Source organism: Streptomyces sp. MNU89, assembly GCF_020982505.1.
Classification (GTDB): Bacteria; Actinomycetota; Actinomycetes; order Streptomycetales; family Streptomycetaceae; genus Streptomyces; species Streptomyces xinghaiensis.
Map to the genome: position 1 here is coordinate 788,475 of NZ_JAJKLL010000001.1, position 20,195 is coordinate 808,669.

General features: G+C 73.6%; 13 protein-coding genes. 6 read left to right on the forward strand and 7 right to left on the reverse strand.

Features of this window, described 5'->3' with window-relative positions; translation table 11 throughout:
• Positions 1–45: 45 nt before the first annotated feature.
• Positions 46–2,121 carry a beta-galactosidase gene (locus tag E4N63_RS03435; RefSeq protein ID WP_230239848.1) on the reverse strand — a complete coding sequence of 692 codons (2,076 nt, stop codon included), beginning with the start codon at positions 2,119–2,121 and terminating at the stop codon, positions 46–48.
• Positions 2,122–2,324: 203 nt separating this feature from the next.
• On the opposite strand from E4N63_RS03435, the gene E4N63_RS03440 reads away from it, so the two are divergent.
• The 6 genes from E4N63_RS03440 to E4N63_RS03465 all read left to right on the forward strand — a co-directional run bounded on the left by E4N63_RS03440 (position 2,325) and on the right by E4N63_RS03465 (position 8,484).
• Positions 2,325–3,656: an ABC transporter substrate-binding protein gene (locus tag E4N63_RS03440; RefSeq protein ID WP_125625873.1), complete on the forward strand. Its 1,332-nt coding sequence runs from the start codon at positions 2,325–2,327 to the stop codon at positions 3,654–3,656.
• Positions 3,653–4,594, forward strand: coding sequence for a carbohydrate ABC transporter permease (locus E4N63_RS03445; protein ID WP_125625874.1), 942 nt, complete (start codon positions 3,653–3,655; stop codon positions 4,592–4,594). The genes E4N63_RS03440 and E4N63_RS03445 overlap by 4 nt, the downstream gene beginning before the upstream one ends.
• On the forward strand, positions 4,591–5,472 hold the full coding sequence (locus E4N63_RS03450) for a carbohydrate ABC transporter permease (RefSeq protein WP_230239849.1): 882 nt from the start codon (positions 4,591–4,593) through the stop codon (positions 5,470–5,472). Before E4N63_RS03445 ends, E4N63_RS03450 begins: the two co-directional genes overlap by 4 nt.
• Positions 5,473–5,558: 86 nt before the next feature.
• Positions 5,559–6,581, forward strand: coding sequence for a LacI family DNA-binding transcriptional regulator (locus E4N63_RS03455; protein ID WP_125625876.1), 1,023 nt, complete (start codon positions 5,559–5,561; stop codon positions 6,579–6,581).
• Between the two features lie 381 nt (positions 6,582–6,962).
• Entirely contained in the window at positions 6,963–7,391 is a 429-nt protein-coding gene (locus tag E4N63_RS03460; RefSeq protein ID WP_230239850.1) for a subtilase-type protease inhibitor, read from the forward strand.
• 223 nt (positions 7,392–7,614) lie between these two features.
• Positions 7,615–8,484: a hypothetical protein gene (locus E4N63_RS03465; RefSeq protein WP_308188636.1), complete on the forward strand. Its 870-nt coding sequence runs from the start codon at positions 7,615–7,617 to the stop codon at positions 8,482–8,484.
• A 40-nt stretch (positions 8,485–8,524) separates the two neighbouring features.
• On the opposite strand, the gene E4N63_RS03470 is transcribed toward E4N63_RS03465, so the two are convergent.
• The 6 genes from E4N63_RS03470 to E4N63_RS03495 all read right to left on the reverse strand — a co-directional run bounded on the left by E4N63_RS03470 (position 8,525) and on the right by E4N63_RS03495 (position 19,917).
• Positions 8,525–11,515, reverse strand: a complete 2,991-nt coding sequence (locus tag E4N63_RS03470; protein ID WP_230239851.1) for an NHLP bacteriocin export ABC transporter permease/ATPase subunit — start codon at positions 11,513–11,515, stop codon at positions 8,525–8,527.
• Positions 11,516–11,802: 287 nt separating this feature from the next.
• The gene (locus E4N63_RS03475) at positions 11,803–13,944 is read right to left on the reverse strand and encodes an NHLP family bacteriocin export ABC transporter peptidase/permease/ATPase subunit (RefSeq protein WP_125625879.1); all 2,142 of its coding nucleotides are present in this window, start codon (positions 13,942–13,944) and stop codon (positions 11,803–11,805) included.
• Positions 13,945–14,321: 377 nt separating this feature from the next.
• Positions 14,322–15,128 (reverse strand): HlyD family efflux transporter periplasmic adaptor subunit, encoded by an 807-nt coding sequence (locus E4N63_RS03480; RefSeq protein WP_230242334.1) that lies wholly within the window; start codon positions 15,126–15,128, stop codon positions 14,322–14,324.
• Between the two features lie 218 nt (positions 15,129–15,346).
• Positions 15,347–15,553: a type A2 lantipeptide gene (locus E4N63_RS03485; RefSeq protein ID WP_125623894.1), complete on the reverse strand. Its 207-nt coding sequence runs from the start codon at positions 15,551–15,553 to the stop codon at positions 15,347–15,349.
• A gap of 722 nt (positions 15,554–16,275) precedes the next feature.
• Positions 16,276–16,605 carry a multidrug efflux SMR transporter gene (locus E4N63_RS03490; RefSeq protein ID WP_125623893.1) on the reverse strand — a complete coding sequence of 110 codons (330 nt, stop codon included), beginning with the start codon at positions 16,603–16,605 and terminating at the stop codon, positions 16,276–16,278.
• Between the two features lie 1,473 nt (positions 16,606–18,078).
• Complete coding sequence (locus E4N63_RS03495) at positions 18,079–19,917, reverse strand: S8 family serine peptidase (RefSeq protein WP_230239852.1); 1,839 nt, start codon at positions 19,915–19,917, stop codon at positions 18,079–18,081.
• Between the last annotated feature and the right edge of the window lie 278 nt (positions 19,918–20,195).

Sequence of the window (20,195 nt, forward strand, 5' to 3'; positions counted from 1 at the left end):
ACGGAGCACGGCCGCGGGAGCCGGCGTGCCGGGAGGAGGGCCTCCTCACTCCTGGAGCCGGACCACGGCGATCCCTCCCCCGGCCACCGCGAGCCGTCCGGAGACGGGTTCGCCGGACAGCAGTTCGGTGCCGGTGGCCCGGCCGGGCAGGGGCACCTTGGCCTCGGCCCCGGTGTGGTTGATGACGAACAGGTACTCGTCCGTGCCGCCGGCGCGCCGTACCACCTCGACGTCGCGCGGGAGTTCGTCCCGGGCGGGGATCCCGGCGTCCGCGCACACCTCGCGGAGCAGGACCCCGAGGCCGGCGGCGCCGAGCCGGGTGGAGACGTACCAGGCGGTGCCGCGGCCCAGCCGGTGGCGGGTGACGGCGGGCCGTCCCGCGGCGGGTCCGTCGGCGTAGGTCCAGACGGTTCCGGCGCCGCGCGGCACCACGAACTCCGTCCACACGTCGGCGGTGAGGCGGTCCGGGTGTCCTGCGCCGCCGCTGCCGCCGTCGTCGGTGTGGCCGCCGCCGCGGCCGTGCCGCCCGCTCGCGCCGTCCCCGTCCGTCCCGCCGGCCCGGCGGAGCGCCACCCGCTCGCCCTCCCCCAGGGGTGAGAACTCCTCGACGGTCAGCCCCAGCACCTCCCGCAGGGCGCCGGGGTACGGGCCGGGGTGGACGGCGTCGTGCTCGTCGACGATCCCGGAGAAGTAGGAGACGAGGAGGGTGCCGCCCTCCTCCACGTAGCGGCGGAGATTGCGGCCGGCGGCGGCCTCGGTGAGGTAGAGGGCGGGGACGACGACCAGCGGGTAGGCGGAGAGATCGGCCTCCGGGCGGGCGAAGTCCACGGTGAGGTGGCGGTCGAAGAGGGCCTCGTAGAAGGTGTCGGCCCGTTCGCGGGCGTCGTGGTCCTCGCTGGGGCGCCACTCCAGGGACTGGGCCCACCAGGACTGCCAGTCCCACACCACGGCGGCGTCGGCTGCCGTCGTGCCGCCCGCGACCCCGGCGATCGACTCCAGGTCCGCGCCGAGCCGGACGACCTCCCGCCAGACCCGGGAGTCGGTGCCCGCCTGCGGCAGCATGGCGGAGTGGAACTTCTCGGCGCCGCGCCGGGACTGGCGCCACTGGAAGAACATGGCGCCGTCGGAGCCGCGCGCGATGTGGGCGAGGCTGTTGCGGGCCATCTCGCCGGGTGCCTTGGCGGGGTTGCGGGGCTGCCAGCTGACGCCGCTGGTGGAGTGTTCCAGCAGCAGCCAGGGGGAGCCGCCCGCGACGGAGCGGGTGAGGTCGGCGGCCATGGCGAGGTTGACGTGGGTCCGCCGCCCGTCGGTGATGAGGTAGTGGTCGTTGCTGACGAGGTCGACCTCGCGCCCCCAGGCCCAGTAGTCGATGGACGAGCACTGGCTGAGCGCGGTCATGAAGTTGGTGGTGACGGGGATGCCGGGTGAGAGCCGGTGGAGGATGTCGCGTTCGGCGGTGAAGTTCTCCCGCAGGGTGGCATCGGCGAAGCGGGCGTAGTCCAGCCGCTGGGCCGGGTTGCAGACGGTGGTGGGTGGCGCGGGCGGGTCGATCTGGTCGAAGCCGCCGTAGCGCTGGCCCCAGAAGGCGGTGCCCCAGGCCTCGTTGAGGGCGTCGAGCGTGCTGTACCGGGCGCGGAGCCAGCGCCGGAAGTGCTCGGCGCAGGAGTCGCAGTAACAGGCCGAGACCGGGACGCCGTACTCGTTGTGGACGTGCCAGAGGGCGAGGGCCGGGTGGCCCGCGTAGCGGCGGGCGAGCTGTTCGGTGATCGCGCCGGGTGCGGTGGGCAGGGCGCCGCGTCCGAAGGAGAGGCGCACGCCCTGGGTGACGGGCAGGGCCTCGGTAGGTAACCAGGCGGGCGGGGCGACGGTGGGGGTGCCGAGGTCCACGCGGATGCCGTGCGCGTGCAGCAGGTCCAGCAGCCGGTCGAGCCAGCCGAAGTCGTGGCGGCCGGGTTCGGGTTCGAGCAGGGCCCAGGAGAAGATCCCGGCGCTGACCATGGTCACGCCGGCCTCCCGCATCAGCCGGACGTCCTCCTGCCACACCTCCTCGGGCCACTGCTCGGGGTTGTAGTCCCCGCCGAACGCGAGTCGGGTGAGGCCCTGGGGAGGCGTGTACGGCATGACGGGCTCCTGCTGGGGGATAGCGGGGCATGGCACAAAGCTGTGAACGTGCACAGCACATCTCGGCGGCGCACACCCAACATAACCGCACAGCAACAACCATTGACAACTGTTGGAAATGTTTCTCTACTGTGAACGCTCACAGTTCGCCAGTCGCTCGTCGTCCGCCCAGGGGGCGGAGGCCCTTGCCAGGGGAGATCTCCATGCCATCCACCACGCGCCGCCGGCCGGCGGCCCTCTCCATAGCGGCAGCCCTGACCGCCGCGGCCCTCACCGGCTGCGGCGGCGGAGGCTCGGACGACTCCGGCGCGGAGGGATCCGGCGGTTCCGGGCCGGCCAAGCTGACGTACTGGGCCTGGGCCCCCGGCATGGACGAGGTCGTCGCCCTCTGGAACGAGGAACACCCGGACATCAGGGTCACGGTGAAGAAGCAGGCGTCCGGTGACGACCTGGTGACGAAGATCCTCACCGCCGCCAAGGCCCACGAGGCCCCGGACCTCGTGCAGGCCGAATACCAGGCCCTGCCCACCCTCGTCAGCAGCGACGTCCTCACCGACCTCTCCGGCGAGGAGCCGGTGAAGAAGGCCGAGAAGGAGTTCGCGCCGGGCGTCTGGCAGCAGGTGACCCTCGGCTCGGACGCGGTGTACGCCGTCCCGCAGGACTCCGGGCCGATGATGTTCTACTACCGCAAGGACCTCTTCGAGCAGTACGGCCTCGACGTCCCCGAGACCTGGGCCGAGTTCGCGGACACCGCCCGCGCCCTCAAGAAGAAGGCCCCGAAGAGGGCCCTCACCACCTTCTCCGCCAACGACCCCGGCCTCTTCGCCGGACTCGCCCAGCAGGCCGGCGCGCGGTGGTGGACCACCACCGGCGAGCAGTGGAAGGTCGGCATCGACGACGCCGCCAGCCGCAAGGTCGCCGACTTCTGGGGCGGTCTCGTCGAGGAGGGCGCCGTCGACAACCAGCCGATGTACACCCCGGCCTGGAACAAGGCGCTCAACAACGGCTCGCAGATCGCCTGGGTCAGCGCCGTCTGGGCGCCGGGCGTCCTCACCACCGCGGCGCCGGACACCCGGGGCAAGTGGGCGATGGCCCCGCTCCCCCAGTGGTCGCCCGGCGAGAACAAGACCGGCAGCTGGGGCGGCTCGACCACCGCCGTCACCCGGGACAGCGAGCACAAGAAGGCCGCCGCCGAGTTCGCCACCTGGCTCAACACCGACCCGGAGGCCCTCGCCGCCATGGTGAAGGAGGGCGGGATCTACCCGGCCGCCACCGCCGCGCAGACCGGCGGCGCGCTGTCCGAGGCGCCCGGCTTCTTCAGCAACCAGCCGGACTTCTACACCGAGGCCGCGAAGATCGCGAAGACCACGGCGCCCGGCGCCTGGGGCCCGAACGTCAACGTCGCCTACTCGGCCTTCCGGGACCAGTTCGGCAAGGCCGTCAAGGAGAAGTCGGACTTCGGGGCCGCGCTCGCCGCCATGGAGCGGGCCACCGTCACCGACCTGAAGAAGCAGGGCTTCGGAGTGGCCGGGTGACCCGCTCCTCCGCCGGCGCGGCCTCCGGGCCGCGCCGGGCCCCGTACCTCTTCCTGCTCCCCGGCGCCGCCCTGTTCGTCCTCTTCCTCGCGCTGCCCATCGGCTACGCCCTCTACCTCAGCCTCCGCAGGACCGAGGTCAAGGGGCTGGGCCTGGGCTCCGGCGCCCGCCAGGAGGTGTGGGCCGGACTCGCCAACTACACCGCGGCGCTCACCGACTCCGAACTGCTGAGCGGCGCCCTGCGGGTGCTGGGCTACGGCCTCATCGTCATCCCGGCCATGCTGGGCCTCGCCCTGCTCTTCGCCCTGATGCTGGACGCCGACCGGCGCGGCCGGCGGGACACGGCCCTCCGCGGCTTCGCCCGGCTCTCGATCTTCCTGCCGTACGCGGTGCCCGGGGTCGTCTCGGCGCTGCTGTGGGGCTTCCTCTACCTGCCGTCGGTCAGCCCCTTCCACTACGCGCTGGAGCGGGCGGGCCTGCCCGGACCGGATCTCTTCAGCGGCGGGGCCCTCTATGCCGCGCTGGCCAATATCGCCGTCTGGGGCGGCACCGGCTTCAACATGATCGTGATCTACACGGCGCTGCGCGCGATACCGGCGGAAGTGTACGAGGCCGCGCGGCTCGACGGCTGCTCGCAGTGGCAGATCGCCCTGCGCCTCAAGATCCCCATGGTGACGCCCTCGCTGATCCTCACCTTCTTCTTCTCGCTGATCGCCACCCTCCAGGTGTTCAGCGAGCCGACCACCCTGAGACCGCTCACCAACGCGGTGCCCAGCGACTGGAGTCCGCTGATGAAGGTCCACCAGGACGCCTTCGCTCGGGGCGACCTCCATGCGGCGGCCGCCGGCGCGGTGGTCATCGCCGCCGTCACCCTGCTGCTGTCCTTCGGCTTCCTCCGAGCCGCCAACTCCCGCTCCCACCAGGACACCTCACGATGAGCGCCACCACCACCGCCGTCCGCGCCGCCACGGCGGCCCCCCGCGGCCACCGCCCGGCCGGCCGGATCCCCACCGCGGTGCTGCTCCTGGGTGCCGCCTACTGCCTGCTGCCGGTCGCCTGGGTCGTGGTGGCCGCCACCAAGTCGGGCAGCGAACTCTTCTCCACCTTCACCTTCCTGCCCGGTTCGGGCCTCGCGGACAACGTGGCCGAGTTGTCGGCCTACCGCGACGGCGTCTACTGGCGGTGGATGGCCAACTCCGCGCTCTACGCCGGCGTGGGCGCCCTGCTGTCCACGGCCGTCTCCGCGCTGAGCGGCTACGCGCTGGCGCTGCACCGCTTCCGGGGCCGTGAGGCGATCTTCAACGTGCTGATCGCGGGCGTGCTGATGCCGCCCGTCATCCTCGCCATACCGCAGTATCTGCTGCTGGCGAAGGCGGGGATGGCCGACAGCTATCTGTCCGTGCTGCTGCCGAGCATCCTCTCCCCCTACGGCATCTACCTCGCCCGGATCTACGCCGCCGCCGCGGTGCCCTCCGACATCGTGGAGGCGGGCCGTATCGACGGCGCCGGGGAGTGGCGGCTCTTCCGGTCCGTGGCGCTGCCGATGATGCTGCCGGGGCTGGTGACCGTCTTCCTCTTCCAGTCCGTGGCCATCTGGAACAACTTCATGCTGCCGTACATCATGCTCGGTGACGACGAGAAGTTCCCGGTCACGGTGGGGCTGTTCACGCTGCTCCAGCAGGGCGCCTCCGCGCCCGCGCTCTACACCCTGGTGATCACCGGCGCGCTGCTCTCCGTCATCCCGCTGATCGCGCTCTTCCTGGTGATCCAGCGCTTCTGGAGCCTCGATCTGCTCTCGGGGGCCGTGAAGTCCTGACCGCCGGGGACCACAGCGGATCACCGTAGAGTCGTGACCGCAGAACCACCCGGGACCACCGGGGAACGGACAGAGGAAGCAGCCGCATGAGCACCACGGGGCGACGCCGCCCACCGACCATCCACGACGTCGCCCGGGAGGCGGGCGTCTCGCGCGGCACGGTGTCGCGGGTGCTCAACGGCGGGCACAACGTCAGCCCCGCCTCGGCGGACGCCGTCAACGCCGCCATCCGCAAGACGGGTTATGTCGTCAACCGGCACGCCCGCAGTCTCATCACCGGCCGTTCCGACTCGGTGGCGTTCCTGCTGACCGAACCGCAGGAGCGGTTCTTCGAGGACCCCAACTTCAATGTGCTGCTGCGCGGCTGCACCCAGGCGCTGGCCGCGCACGACATCCCACTGCTGCTGATGATCGCCGGGACGGAGGCGGAGCGGCGCCGGATCAGCCGCTACATCACCGCCGGGCACGTGGACGGGGTCCTGCTGGTCTCCAGCCACTCCGGGAATCCCATGGCCGAGCGGCTGGTCAAGGCGCGCATACCGGTGGTGGCCTGCGGCAAGCCACTGGGGCAGGGGGCCCGGATCGCGTATGTGGCCGCCGACGACCGGGACGGGGCCCGGGAGATGGTGCGCCATCTCGCCGCGAGCGGACGGCGCCGCATCGCGACCGTCACCGGCCCGCCGGACACCCCCGGCGGGGTCGAGCGGCTGGCGGGCTACCGGGAGACCCTGGCCGAGGCCGGGCTGCCGGCCGACGAACGGCTCGTCGCCGAGGGCGACTACAGCCGGGCCGGCGGCGAGCGGGCCATGGCTGAGCTGCTGGAGCGGGCCCCGGACGTGGACGCCGTGTTCGTCGCCTCCGACCTGATGGCGCAGGGGGCGCTGACCGCCCTGGAGAGGGCCGGCCGCCGGGTGCCCGAGGACGTCGCGGTCGGCGGTTTCGACGACTCGCCCGCCGCTCTCGGGACGCGCCCGCCGCTGACCACGATCCGCCAGCCCTGGGACCGGATCAGCACCGAGATGGTGCGGGTGCTCCTCGGCCGGATCGCCGGGGAGGACCCCTCGGCGGTCATCCTGCCGACCGAACTCGTCCGGCGGGACTCGGCCTGAGCGGTGCCCCGGACCCGGGGCGGGCCGCACTGCCGGGCCCGCCCCGGCACGGCCCTTCCCGGCACGGCCCGCCCCGGACGCCCGTCCACGGCGTCCCGACCCCTTCGTGTACCACCAGCGGAGACCGCTAACCGCTCAGCGGTGCGTTTCCGCCGTTACGGACTGGCCTGATCCGGCGTCCGGCCGTCCCGTGTCCGGCGCGGACAGCGCTGTCATCTCCGGCGCGCCACCCGTCCCCGCCGCCACTTCCGGCCAGCACTCCCCCGCACACATGCGCCGAAAAGCGCCGGGTTGATGTGCATTCGGGCGGGGTTCTCGGCAGACTCCGGAAACGTCAAAGCGGCGCACAACACAGCACAACAAGCGGAAGGGAAATACATCATGAGGAACCGTGCGAAAGCTGCGTTAACCGGAACTCTGGTGCTGGCGGCTGCGTTCCTCGGCCCCCTGGGCGGCACGGCTCACGCCGGGGACTCCTCGCTCTACGCGCCTTCGGACCTCGTCCTCACCATCGCGCACGGAGAGGACGCGGCCTCCGTGGCCCCGGAACGCGCGGTGACCCTCACCTGTGAGCCGCGGGCCACGGGCACGCACCCCTCCCCGCAGGAAGCCTGCGTGCTTCTCGGGGACGCCGGGGGCGACGTGGACGCGATCGCGCCGCCGGCGGAGCCCGAGCTGTGCACCTACCAGTACGACCCGGTCGTCGTCACCATACGGGGCGTCTGGCAGGGCCAGCGCATCGAGGAGGAGCGCACCTTCGGCAACGAGTGCGTGATGCGGGCGGAGACGGGGGCCGTCTTCGACTTCTGAGCCCGCGCTCCCCTTGTCCGTCCCCCGGGCTCCCGAGGAGCCCGGCGGGCGGCACCGGGCGCGCCCCTGCCGCGCCGGACCGCCAACTCCCCCGCGCGGCAAGGGGACCAGGGGCCCGGACGGGTGTTCTTCCGCGGAGGCGCGGAACGGGTGAGGATACTCCCTGGCGCACGCACCAGGCACAGCCCCACACCACGCCCCGCACCCGACGAGGAGCCTGTTCGTGTTGAGAAGAAGCCCGCTCACGGCCCTGCTCACGGCCCTGCTGTCGTTGTCCTTCGCCACCGCCGCCGCGCCCGCCTCCGGCGACCCGGGCTCCGGCCACGGGCACCGGCACGGCCACGGCCACGAGCACGGGAAGCACCACGGCAAGGGCCATCACCACTCCAGGGGCACCTGCACGGACGACCCCGCGCTGCTGTTCTGCGAGGACTTCGAGTCCCTGCCGCCGGGCGAGGCCGGCAGCCCCCACTGGGAGACCGACACCGAGAACGGCACGCTGACCGTCGAGCCGCACCCGGCGGGACATCGGGCCGGGCAGCATCTGCGCGTCCGCACCGAGGGCAACGGCAAGGCGTTCCTCGCGGTCACGGACCTGGCACCGCCCGGCAACAGCTTCTGGGGCCGGGTCCGGCTGCGCGTGGCGGCCTTCCCCACCGCCCCCGACTGGGCCCACTGGACGATGGTCGAGGCCACCGGACGCGGCCCCGGTTACATCCGCCCGCTCGGCGGGCAGTACGTGCCCCCCGCCGGGAAGAACCTGTGGGGAGTCGGCTCCGACGGCGGCCCGACCGGCGACTGGACGGCCTGGCAGGAGTCGGCCCCGGCGCGGGCCGGGGTCTGGAGTTGCGTGGAGTGGCGGATGGACGCCTCCGACAACCGCATCGAGGTCTGGTTCGACGGCGAGCCCCAGCCCGATCTCACCGTCGACACCCGCAACCACGGGGGCGCCGAGGTGGACTTCGTCTTCCCGGAGTTCGACACGGTGAAGTTCGGCTGGCAGCTCTACCAGGGCGATCCCTCACCGTCCGGCTATGACGTACGGATGGACGACCTCGCCCTCGGCACGGAGCGCGTCGGCTGCGAGCGCTGACCGGCCCCGGCGGAGGGCCCCGGTCCCGGCCCCGGCCCCGTCACTGGATCTGCCGCCGCACCAGTTCGTGGAAGAGGCCGGTGGTGTCGGTGAGCAGGTCCGCGGGACGGCCCTGCTGGACGACGCGGCCCTCCGCCATCACGACGACCCGGTCGGCGTCCATGACGGTGGAGAGCCGGTGGGCGATGACGACGCGGGTGGCGCGGAGCTCGCGGGTGCTCTCCGTGACGATGCGCTGGGTCTCGTTGTCCAGCGCGCTGGTCGCCTCGTCGAAGAAGAGGATCCGGGGCCGGCGGATGAGGGCCTGGGCGATCATCAGCCGCTGCCGCTGCCCTCCGGAGACGGTGCCGCCGCCGTCGGAGAGCACGGTGTGCATGCCCATCGGCATCCGCTGGATGTCCTCGGCCAGCCCGGCGAGGCGGGCGGCCTCCCACGCCTCCTCCAGGGAGAAGTTCTCGGCGCCGCGGATGCAGTCGAGGACGGAGCCGGAGAAGGGCTGGGCGTTCTGCAGGACGACGCCGCACTGGCGGCGGACGGCGGCCTGGTCGAGCGCGGCCAGGTCCTGGCCGTCGTAGAGGACCTCGCCGGAGGCGGGCCGGTCGAAGCCGATGAGCAGCCGCAGCAGGGTGGACTTGCCGCAGCCGCTGGCCCCCACGACGGCCACGAACTCGCCCGGTTCCACCCGGAAGGAGACGTCGTCCAGGACGAGCGGCCCGTCCTCGGCGTAGCGGAAGGAGAGCTGCCGGGCCTCGATGGCACCGGAAAGGGCGCCGGGCCGGGTGGAGCCGCCGCGGACCTCGGGCAGCGCCCGGAAGACCGGCCGGACCTGTTCGAACATCGGCAGGACGGCCGCGGCGGAGATCAGCGCCCCGGTCAGCTGGGTGACCGAGCTCAGCATCATCGTCACGGCGGTGTTGAAGGTGAGGAAGCCGCTCGGTGAGAGGGCGCCGCGGGCCGGCCCGGCGAGCAGCATGAACATGATGAGGGTGCAGAGCGGCAGGTAGACCGCGTTGAGAACGGTGATGAGGTTCTTGATCCGGCCCACGCGCTGCTGGAGTTCGCGGCTGCGGGCGAACTCGCGCGCCCAGGCGGCGTAGGCGAAGCTCTCGGCGGCGGCGACGCGCAGCTTGGGCAGCCCGCGCAGGGTCTGGAACGCCTGGTTGTTCAGCTTGTTGCCGAGGACGACGAGCCTGCGCTGCCAGCGCAGCTGCCACAGCCCCATGCCGAGGAACAGCGCGGCGATGACGACGAGCATGGCGACGGCCACCAGGGCCAGCTCGAAGCTGAAGAGGAGCAGCAGCACGAGGTTGACGGCGCCGACCGTGCCGGCCTGGACGAGCACCGAGCTGATCCCGGACAGCACCTTGCGGATGGAGCTGATGCCCATCGCCGCGCTCGCCAGCTCACCGGTGGAGCGTTCGGCGAAGAACCGGGTCGGCAGGCGCAGCAGCCGGTCCCAGACGGCGGGTTGCAGGGTGGCCTCGACGCGGCCCTCCATGCGGAGGATGGCGGTGTTCTGCAGCAGCATGAAGGCGGCGGCGACCACGGCGCTGACGATCAGCGCAAGGGAGACCTGGACGATCAGTCCGTTCTCGGCGGCCGGGACGTACACACCGAGGACCTGTCCGGTGGCGAGGGGCACCAGCGTGCCCAGGCCGACGGCGACAAGTCCGCCCAGCGCCAGATTGCGCAGGTCGGTGCGGGTGCCGCGGAGGCTGAAGAGCAGCAGCCGCCAGGCGGGCAGCGGCTCGTCGGGCAGCGGCCGGTAGAACATGACGGCGCGGTCGTCGAACTCGGCGGCGTTGTCCTTGCCCACGCGCCACCGCTCGCCGCTCGCGGGGTCCACGGCCTCGTAGCGTCCGCGGCGCCACAGCAGCGCCACCGGGTCGCCGTTGTCGGACCAGTAGCCGACCAGGGGGCCGGAGTTGTCGCGCCACCAGCTGCCGCTGAGCCGGACGTCGCGGGTGCGGAAGCCGGAGCTCAGGGCGGTGCGTTCGACGGGGTCGAGCCTGCTCTCGGGCGCCCCGCCGGTGTCGGGATCGGTCACGGGGATCCGGGCCGCGGCGGCGACCGTGCGGCAGACGGCGAGGGCGGCGTCATCGGTGCCGGCGGCCGTGCCGGACGGGGCTCCGCGGCGGCGCGGCCGGCCGATGGAGTTCAGCAGGGCCCGGTCGGCGCTCTCCCGTTCGGCCTCGCCGGCCTGGATGCCGGCGGCGGTGCGGTCCTCGTGGGCGCGTTCGAGCCGTTCGATCCAGCGGTCCAGGGCGGACAGCAGTCGCGTCTGCTGATTGACCATGTCCTGCCACAGCGCACCGTCGATGAGCAGGTCGGCGGCGGTGTCCGCGCCATAGGCGGAGCCGTACTGGACGCTGCCGGGGGCCATGGACATCCACAGGATGTTCTCGTCGCCGGTCCCGGCCGCGTCGTGGGCCGCGCTCGGGCCGTGGCCGCCGTCCGGGGCGTCCGTGTTCCCGTCCCCGGAGGGCTGCGGGGTCAGGTGCTGCCCGTCGAAGGGAGCTTCGAAGAGGACGCGCAGGCTGCGCCCGTAGCCGCGGGCGAAGGCGTCGTCCAGCGGGCTGAGGACCGGCTCGTGGGCGGGTGCGTCCACGGGTGCCGTGCGCGTCGTAGCCGGCGGGGTGGCGGGGGTGTCGTACGTGCCGTACGTGCCGTAGGTGTTGTCCGGACCGCCGTGGTGCGGGCCGTACGGGTCCGCGTACGGCTCGCCGGGGTGGCCGTACTGGGCGTATCCGCCGTGGGGGCTGTACGGGTCGCCGCCGCCGTGGCCCCCCTGCTCTCCGTACTGTTCGTACGCGCCGTACGGCCCCGGCCCGGGGCGGTGCAGCTCGCGGAGCTGGATGCGGCGCAGCACGCAGTCCTGGAGCGGCCGGCCCACGAGGGTGTGCCGCGGACCGTCGACGGGGCCGAGCAGCAGGGTGCCGGTCTCCAGCCGGCCGAGGAAGTGCCAGTGGCCCTGCCGGCCGGCGTCGACGGCGAAGAGGTCCATGGCCCCGGCGGTGACCAGCCACAGCACCTGCGGGCCTTCGAGGGGGAGGCTGCGGGCGGTGGTGTGGTCGACGGGGTGCCGAGACCGCCCATGGCCGCGACGACCACATCGGCGGGTGAGGCGGCGGCGGGCGGGGCCCCGGAGAGCCCGGTGCCGGTGCCGGTGCCGGAGACGCCGGTCCCGTCGGCACCGGTCCCGTGGCCGTCGGCCCCGTAGCCGCCGGTTCCGGCCGGGCCGGGGCCGAGGGCCGGACGGCGCCGGTGGCGGTGGCGGTGAGGGCGGAGCCGTCGGAGGAGGGATGGGGGGATGCCACGTCAGTGCTCCCTGACCAGGGCGGCGTACGCCCCGCCGGCGGCGGCCAGTTGCTCGTGCCGGCCGCGCTCCACGACGGTGCCGCGGTCGAGGACGACGATCTCGTCGCTGTCCCGCACGGTGCTCAGCCGGTGCGCGATGACGACGCAGGCGCAGCCGCGCCGCCGCAGGTTGTCGATGATGATCTGTTCGGTCTCGGCGTCGAGGGCGCTGGTCACCTCGTCGAGGACGAGGACGCTGGGGCGCCGGACGAGGGCACGGGCGATCTCCAGCCGCTGCCGCTGCCCGCCGGAGAAGTTGCGCCCGTCCTGCTCGATCCGGCTGTGGATGCCCCCGGGCCGGCGGGCGACGGTGTCGTACACCGCGGCGTCCCGGAGGGCGGCCACGACGGCCTCCTCCGGGATGGAGGGGTCCCAGAGGGCCACGTTGTCGCGGACCGTGCCCTCGAAGAGGAAGACGTCCTGGTCGACGAAGGAGACGGAGGCGGACAGCGCACTGCGCGGGATCTCGTCCAGCCGCTGCCCGTCGATGCGGATGGTCCCCTCCCAGGGCTGGTAGAGCCCGGAGATCAGCCGGGAGACGGTGGACTTGCCGCTGCCGGAGCCGCCGACGAGGGCGACCTGGCGGCCCGGTCCGACCTCCAGGGAGAAGCCGTTCAGCAGCGGCTTGTCGAGCGGGCTGTAGCCGAAGGTGACGTTCTCCAGGGTGACGTGGCCGCGGAGCCGCTTGGTGCTGGCGGGCGGTTCGCGCCGGGTGTAGAGGGTGTCGGCGGGGAAGTTCTCGACGTCCTTGAGGCGGGCCACGTCGGCGGCGAAGTCCTGGAGCCGGCCGGCGACGCCGTTGAGCCGGGTGAGGGGGGCGGTGAAGTTGGTGACGAGGGCCTGGAAGGCCACGAGCAGGCCGATGGAGACGGCGCCCTCCACTGCCCGCTGCCCGCCGATGAGGAGGATCAGCGCGCTGTTGAGGGTGGCGAGGGTGGGGGCGACGACGGCCAGGAAGGCGCTGGGCACGCCGAGCCGCTGCTGGGTGTCGAGGGTGGTGGCGTGCTGCCCGGCCCAGCGGCGGAACCAGCCGTTCTCGCCGCCGGTGGCCTTCATGGTCTCGATCAGCTGGAGGCCGCTGTACGAGGTGTTGGTGAGCCGGGCGCTGTCGGCGCGGAGCTTCTGGGTGCCGACGGAGCGCAGGTGCATCACGAGGCGCAGCGCGACCACGTTGAGCAGGGCGATGCCGATGCCGACCACCGTGAGCTGGGGGTCGTAGCTCCACAGCAGCACGGCGTAGAGCACCACCACGACGACGTCGACCCCGGCGGCGGCGAGGTCCCGGGCCAGGGTCTCGGCGACGGTGTCGTTGGACTGCAGGCGCTGGACGAGGTCGGCCGGGTTGCGCTGGGAGTAGAAGGTGACCGGCAGCCGCAGGAGGTGGCGCAGGAAGCGGGCGCTGCCGAGGGTGGAGGAGATGATGCGGCCGCGCAGCAGATTGGCCTGCTGCAGTCCGGTGAGGACGGCCGTGAGGACCACCATCGTGCCCATGGCGGCGAAGAGGACGCCGAGCAGCGAGGTCTGGTCCCCGAAAAGGAACATGTCGATATAGGTACGGCTGAGCGCGGGGACGGCGGCGCCGACGAGGACGAGCAGGAAGCTGGCGACGAGCGCGGCCAGCAGGGTGCCGCTGGTACCGCGGAGCCGTACGGGCATGGCGCCGAGGATGCCCGGCCTGCGGCCGCCCCGGCGGAATCCCTCACCGGGTTCGAAGACGAGGACGACGCCGGTGAAGCTGGTGTCGAAGTCCTCCGGGGAGACGTAACGGCGGCCGCGGGCGGGGTCGTTGATGCGGACCATGCGGCGGCCGAAGCGGCGCACCGTCCCCTCGTAGACCACGTAGTGGTTGAACTCCCAGAAGAGGATGGCCGGCGCCCGCACCTCGGCGAGGGCGGCGGGCTCCATCTGCATGCCCTTGGCGGTGAGGCCGTAGCTCCGGGCGGCCTTGAGGAGGTTGCTGGCCCGGGAGCCGTCGCGCGACACGCCGCAGGCGATGCGGAGCTCCTCCAGCGGGACGTGCTTGCCGTGGTGGCCGAGCACCATGGCCAGGGACGCGGCGCCGCACTCCACGGCCTCCATCTGGAGGACGACGGGGCTGCGCACACCCCTCGGCACCCGGACGCGCTGCTTCTTCCCGCCGCCCCGCGGCTGCCTGCGGCCCCCTGCCGCGGCCCTCGGCGGCGCGTCCCGGCGGGCACGGTCCGCGCGGCGGCGGCCGTCCGCGGGCGGGCGGCGGCGGCCGTGCCCGGGGAGCTGCGCCCGGGGGCGGCGGCCGTCCCTCGGCGGGCCGGGTCAAGGGCCCGTCGGCGGGGCGGCAGGCCCGGCGGGCACGGCAGGCTCGACGGGCGCGGCAGATCCGGCGGGGTGGCGGCCCCGGCGGCGGCCGGAGCCGCCCGGCGGCGGCGGGCATGGCGGCGGCGGCGGGGAGGGCGCCGGCGAGGGCCTCCGGCCCGGCCGCGGCGCCCGTCTCGTAGGGGTGCTCATGGCAGCAGCCAGTCGACGGGACGTTCGGCGGTGAGGTGGATGGCGCCGCTCACCGGCGTGGTGGACTCGATCTCGAAGGGCGGGCCGCCGTCGCGCGACCAGGCGTAGCCGGACGGCGTCCCGGCGGACCGCTCCAGTTCGACGAGGACGGCCACGGCCGGGCCGTTGGCGGAGAACCGCTCGGCCAGTTCGGCGCTGCCGAGGAAGCCCGCGATGCGCTGCGCGGTCTGCGGCACCCGGCCGACGGTCTTGACCCGCCCCTTCAGCACACCGAACTGCTGGGCGGGCGCGGACTGGACGGTGAGGTCGACGCGGGCGCCCACCGGCACGGGGGAGCCCTTGCCGCCGGGGACGTAGAGCATGGCCACCAGCGGCTCATCCCGGTCCTGGACGCGCTCGACGGTCGCCACCTGGGCGCCTGGGGTGATGACGGAGCCGGTCTCGGCGACGAGCGAGGTGACCCGGCCCGCCTCCACGGTGCGGACGGCGCGGGTGCCCTGTTCCGTACTGACGGCCAGCACGGGCGCCTTGGCGGGAAGGCTGTCGCCCTCGCGGGCCAGGACCTCGGTGACCTGCCCGGCGAAGGGACTCTGCAGGACGTAGCTGCCCCCGGCGCGGGTGAGCACCCCCGGGGACTCCAGCCGGGACGAGACGGAACCGGTCACGGCCCAGAAGGCCGCCCCCGCCATCACGAGGAGCGTGACCACCAGCACCAGCAGGCCCTGGGGCCGTGCGAAGCGCACCGGAATGTCGAGCTCTTCGGGTGACTGCAGCTTGGACAGCGCCTTGTGGCGGAACTGCACGGTCTCCATCCCTCGCCTGCGAAGATGTCGGGCGTTCCGACGCGGTGGCGCACGGCCGCACGGGGGCCGCCGTGCCGCGGGGACGGCCGCCCGGCCGACGGCATGCATGGGCCCCGGAAGGGGATTCCGGGGCCCATGGTCAACCCTTTCCGGTCTCAGCCAAACCGGCGGGTCGTGAAACGCTCCGGCTTTTCAGGGCCGGGCAGCGGACGTCCGGATCAGAGACCCGCGACGAGACCGGTGACCTGGCCGGTCGGCAGGCCGGTGACGTCCTGCACGAGACCCAGGCCCTCGGAGAGCGGGGCGACGGAGTCGACGGCGCCCAGAACCGGGGCGACGTTGACGCCGACACCGCCGGACACGGTGTCGAGGTCGGCGTCGTCGATCTCGCGGGTCTCGACCTGGGGGGTGAAGTCGTTGCGCACTTGGGCTTCCCTTCGATTTCTGCTGGGTGTTTCTGCATCACACCGGCCGGTTCAAGGGGGACGAAAACCGAGCCGATTTGATGGGGCGTCAGCTGCCCCTAACCCGGGAACCATTTTTCAACAGCTTCCGTGTACCGCCAGATGAAAGCACGTCACGCGGTCGGCGGGCCACCCGGGACAGCCGCCCAGCGAGTCAGCCGGCCGGGTCGCACCGCAGGTCCGGCACGGGATGGTGACGACCCCTTCACACAATCCACTGCCTGGTCACCGCGGGCGGACACCCCGGCGGGAACAAAGCGGACCGAACGCCTCCGCCCCCACCGGGGATTCGGGGAAATCCGTTTCCACACCCCGCCCTGTGCCGCTTCTGCGAAAACGGTGTGCAGGACCGGCCGAATGCGACATGGCCCGACAAGAGAACCCGTGACGGAACACCCGGTGGAGCCGGTATTCCCTGCCGCGCCGCCCGTATCGGGTATGTCCGGCCGATCTCGTATGACCCGCGGTATACGTCATCGCACCCCTTCCGCCGGTTGGCCACGCCTTTCCGGCACAGGCGGTCCGCGGCCCCGCCGAAACCGGTCCGGCCGAAAAGGGAATACGGGAAGGAGAAGATGTGAAGAAAGGAGGACGGTGAGGACCGGTAGGGTTTCCGGCTTCCGGCCGGCCGGGACGGCGGTTCCCGCCGGACCGTACGCGGACCGGCGCCGGCCGCGGCGCCCTCAGTGCTTCAGGCCGCCGCCGAGGTTCATCACCAGGACCCCGGCGACCACCAGCCCGACGCCGATCAGCGTCGTGGGGCGGGCTTCCTCGCCGAACAGCAGGACGCCCCCGATGAACGCCCCCACCGTCCCCACGCCCGACCAGATGGCGTAGACGGGGCCCACGTTGAGAGTCTTGAGCGCCTGCGCCAGGAGCACGAAGGCGAGCATGTATCCGATCACGACCACGGCCGAGGGCCCGAGCCGGCTGAAGCCGTTCGAGGCGCGCAGCGCGAGGGTGGCGACCACCTCGGAGACGATCGCACAGGCGACCAGCAACGCCGCACCCATGACGATTCCTCCTCCGTGGCTCTCCGGTCCCTCACAGCACAGTAGCGCGCGCCAAGGCCGGTCCCCGACCACGGAGCCCCGGTGAGGGGCCCGGCCGCCGCTACCGGGTGCGGTAGGCGTCGAGGACCGTCTGGGTCAGCTCGTGGCCGTTGCCGCCGCCGGTGACCTCCGCCCTGAGGGAGACACCCGTCCCGGGCTCCTCCGGATTGCGGACCCGGACCACTCCCTCGCGGACCGGGACCTCCGTCCAGGTGCGGCCGCCGTCGGAGGAGGCGTGGACGGTGAGCGTCCCGGCCCCGTCCGCCGCGGCGGAGCCCTGCACCGTCACCGGGATCTCCGTGACGGATCCGGCCGGGACGGTGGAGTCGGGGGCGAGCCGGGGGGTGAAGCGGACCGCCGAGGCCGGCAGCCGTACCCGCCCTCCCCGCCGCCTCCGAGGTGAACGTCCAGGAGGAGGTGACCTCGCGGGAGACGGTGGCGGCACCGCTGCGGGTGACGGTGGTGACGAGCCGGTAGTCCGCCTTCTCCGGGGGCAGGGTGAACTCGGCGCGGTCGAGGATGTCGTCGGCCGTGGCGTGGAGTTCCCCGTTGCGGTAGAGCGTCGTGGAGGCGGTGTCGTAGAGGCTTTCGCCGCGGTGTCCCGCGCCGTCGGCCAGGGGGTTGAGGCGGCCGGAGAGGGTGTTGCCGCGCCGGAAGAGTCCGTCGTCTCCGCCGCCGTCCCCGCCGACGATCAGGGGACCGAAGACCCCCGTGTTGTAGGTGTGTTCGTACCGCTCGCCCGCCGTGTACGCGGCCCTCCGCGGACCGGCGTAGACCGCCTCCACGACATCCCCGCGGCTCTGCTGGAAGCGGTGCGACCAGCGCACGCCCTCGGTGTTGAGGTACTGCGTGAGGGTGCCGGGGACGTCCCGGACGTCGGCCACGGTCCAGCCGCTGCCGGCGTCGCCGGTGTCCGGCTCGGTGATCACCGAGCCCTGCCGCCCGGCCGCCGGCGCGCCCTGGTGGATCGTCAGCTCGGCGAGCTCCTCCGGCCCGACGTCCTCGCGCAGACCGGTGAAGAGGCCGCCCTCCCGGCCGTACGCGACCCGGTACTCGGTGCCGGGGCCGCTGCGGAAGCTGCCGACCGTCTTGGCGTGCATCCGCCCGTCCGGCAGCTCTGGGCCGACGTGCCGGGTGCGGAAGCCCAGCGGCATCGGCGGCCGCACCAGCACGACGCTGCCGACGCTGCGGCCGTCCACCGTCGCGTCGAACGACATGGCGGTGTCGGACGGCTCGGCCTCCGGGTCCGGCACGGTGATCTCCACCGGCTCTGCCTTCCGGGCGTCGAAGGTGACCGTGGTGTCCCCGGTGAGGTCCAGCCGCGGCTGGAGCTGCCAGTCCAGTCCGGCCACGTCCTCCCCGGCGCCGGGGAGGACGGTCTGGTGGCTCAGGAGATAGGTGCCCCTCGGCAGCCGGAGCGTGGAGGTGCCGCCGTCACCCGTGGTGCCCGTGAATCCGCCGCGCTCGTAGTCGTGGACGATGACGGACCAGTCGGCGGGCGCCCCGCCGTCCCGGCCGACGGTCTCCACCGTGAGGTCGTACGACTCCTCCTCGCGCGTCACGGCGCCCACCGTGCGGACCGACTGCCCGCCGGCGCTCGCCGTGACCGCCACCTCGAAGTCCCCGTACCGATCCCCGCCGGGCCGGGTGTCGGCGGTCAGCCCGGTGGAGACGGCACCGCCCGCGGGGACGGTGATCCGCTCGGTCTCCAGGACGAACATGCCCTCGGGTGCCGGCTCGCCGTCCGGGCCCGTGGCCTCGGCGGAGAGGGTGAGGGTGAGGTCCTCCTCCCCCGTGTTCCGGTGGACGAGGTCCCTGGTGACCGGTTCGTCGTCGGCGTGCGGCCAGCGCGCGGAACCGAACGCGACGGAGGACGTCCCGGCGGCGAGGCTCTGCGCGGCGGCCCGGCCCGCGTCGAGCCGGCCGGCCCCTCCTCGTGGACGCCCTGGCCCTCCCCGCCGCGGCCGCTCCGGTCAGCGCCGCCTTGATCCGCCCACCGCTCCAGTCCGGGTGCCGCTCCGCCAGCAGGGCCGCGGCGCCCGCGGCGTGCGGGGCCGCCATCGACGTCCCGGAGAGCGAGCCGTAGCCGTCGGCGACCGGCCCGGCCTCCCCCGCCAGCACGCTGCCCTCGGCGAGCGCGGCCCCGATGGAGACGCCCGGGGCGGTCAGATCGGGCTTCAGCCCGCCGTCCCCGGTGCGCGGGCCGACGGAGGAGAAGCCGGCGAGCCGGTCCTCCCGGTCGACGGCGCCCACGGTGAGCGCGGCCTCCGCGCTGCCCGGGGAGCTGATGGAGCGCGGACGGGGTCCGGCGTTGCCCGCGGCGGCCACGAACAGGGCGCCGCTCTCCTCCGACAGCCGGTTCACGGCCTCCTCCATCGGGCCCACCCCCGGGGTGTCGCCCGTGCCGACGCTGAGGTTGACGACATCGGCGCCCTGCCCGACCGCCCACTCCATGCCCGCGATGACCGAGGACTCGGTGCCGCTGTTGTCGTCCCCGATCACCTTGGCGTTCAGCAGCCGCGCAGCGGGAGCCACCCCGCGGTAGGTGCCGCCGGACGCGGCTCCCGTCCCCGCGGCGATGGACGCCACATGGGTGCCGTGGCCGTACCGGTCGGTGGCGCCCGGGGACGCGGAGAAGTTCTTCGCCGCCACGACCTTGCCGCCGGACAGATCGGGGTGCGCGGTGTCGATGCCGGAGTCCACGACCGCGATGGTGACGCCCTCGCCCTCCCGGCCCGTCTCCCAGGCGGCGGGCGCGCCGATCTGCCGCACGCTGCGGTCGAGTGCGGCCCGCACCAGTCCGTCGAGCCGGAGGGAGGCCACGCCCGGCGCGGCGGTGCGCCCGCCGCCCCCGCCGGAAGGGCGGGTGAGGGCGGACCAGGCCGCCGCGGTGTCCCCGGGCCCGGTGGCCAGGGCGTCGGCGCCGATGCTGCGCAGCGGGTGGACGTCGGCGTCCCCGGCGGCGGCGCGCAGCCGCTGCCCGGCGCCGGGGCCGTTCTCCCCCGGGCCGCTCTGCCCCGCGTCGTCGTCCTCGTCCCCGTCCTCGTAGCGGACGATGAACGGCAGCGCGTCGCCGTGCAGGGCGCGGAAGGCGGGCCGGCTCAGCTCGGTGACGTCGAACAGCCTGCGGTCCACGGTGCCGTCGAGGACGAGGGCGGTCGCGTCCTGGGGGATGACGTAGGTGTGGCCGTCGCCGTCGCGCTGCGCCTGGACGGGGATGTGTTCGCGGCCCTGGGCGGGGAGCACGGCGGTGACCCGGCCGGCGCCGCCCACGCGGACCCGGTCGCCGGTGATCAGTGTGACGAGCCGTTCCCCGCCGGCCGGCGGACCGGCGGCGGGACCGGCCGCCAGGGGCGCGGCGGCGGGGGCCGCGGGGTCGGTGACGCGGCGGCGGGCGAGGCCGCGGCGGGTAACGCCGACACGGCCGTGACGGCCGCGGCCAGCGCGGCCAGGGCTCTCTGGGCGCGGATGGGCACGGGGTTCCCCCTGCTCGCCTCGGAAGGGCCGCGGACCGGCCTCGGAGTGGAGAGCCCGGCCGGAGCGGCCGGACG

What these genes read in the sequence shown, in the direction of transcription:
- E4N63_RS03435 (WP_230239848.1), bottom strand. Translation starts at nt 2,121, where the DNA reads ATGCCGTACACGCCTCCCCAGGGCCTCACCCGACTCGCGTTCGGCGGG.
- E4N63_RS03440 (WP_125625873.1), top strand. Translation starts at nt 2,325, where the DNA reads ATGCCATCCACCACGCGCCGCCGGCCGGCGGCCCTCTCCATAGCGGCA.
- E4N63_RS03450 (WP_230239849.1), top strand. Translation starts at nt 4,591, where the DNA reads ATGAGCGCCACCACCACCGCCGTCCGCGCCGCCACGGCGGCCCCCCGC.
- E4N63_RS03455 (WP_125625876.1), top strand. Translation starts at nt 5,559, where the DNA reads ATGAGCACCACGGGGCGACGCCGCCCACCGACCATCCACGACGTCGCC.
- E4N63_RS03460 (WP_230239850.1), top strand. Translation starts at nt 6,963, where the DNA reads ATGAGGAACCGTGCGAAAGCTGCGTTAACCGGAACTCTGGTGCTGGCG.
- E4N63_RS03490 (WP_125623893.1), bottom strand. Translation starts at nt 16,605, where the DNA reads ATGGGTGCGGCGTTGCTGGTCGCCTGTGCGATCGTCTCCGAGGTGGTC.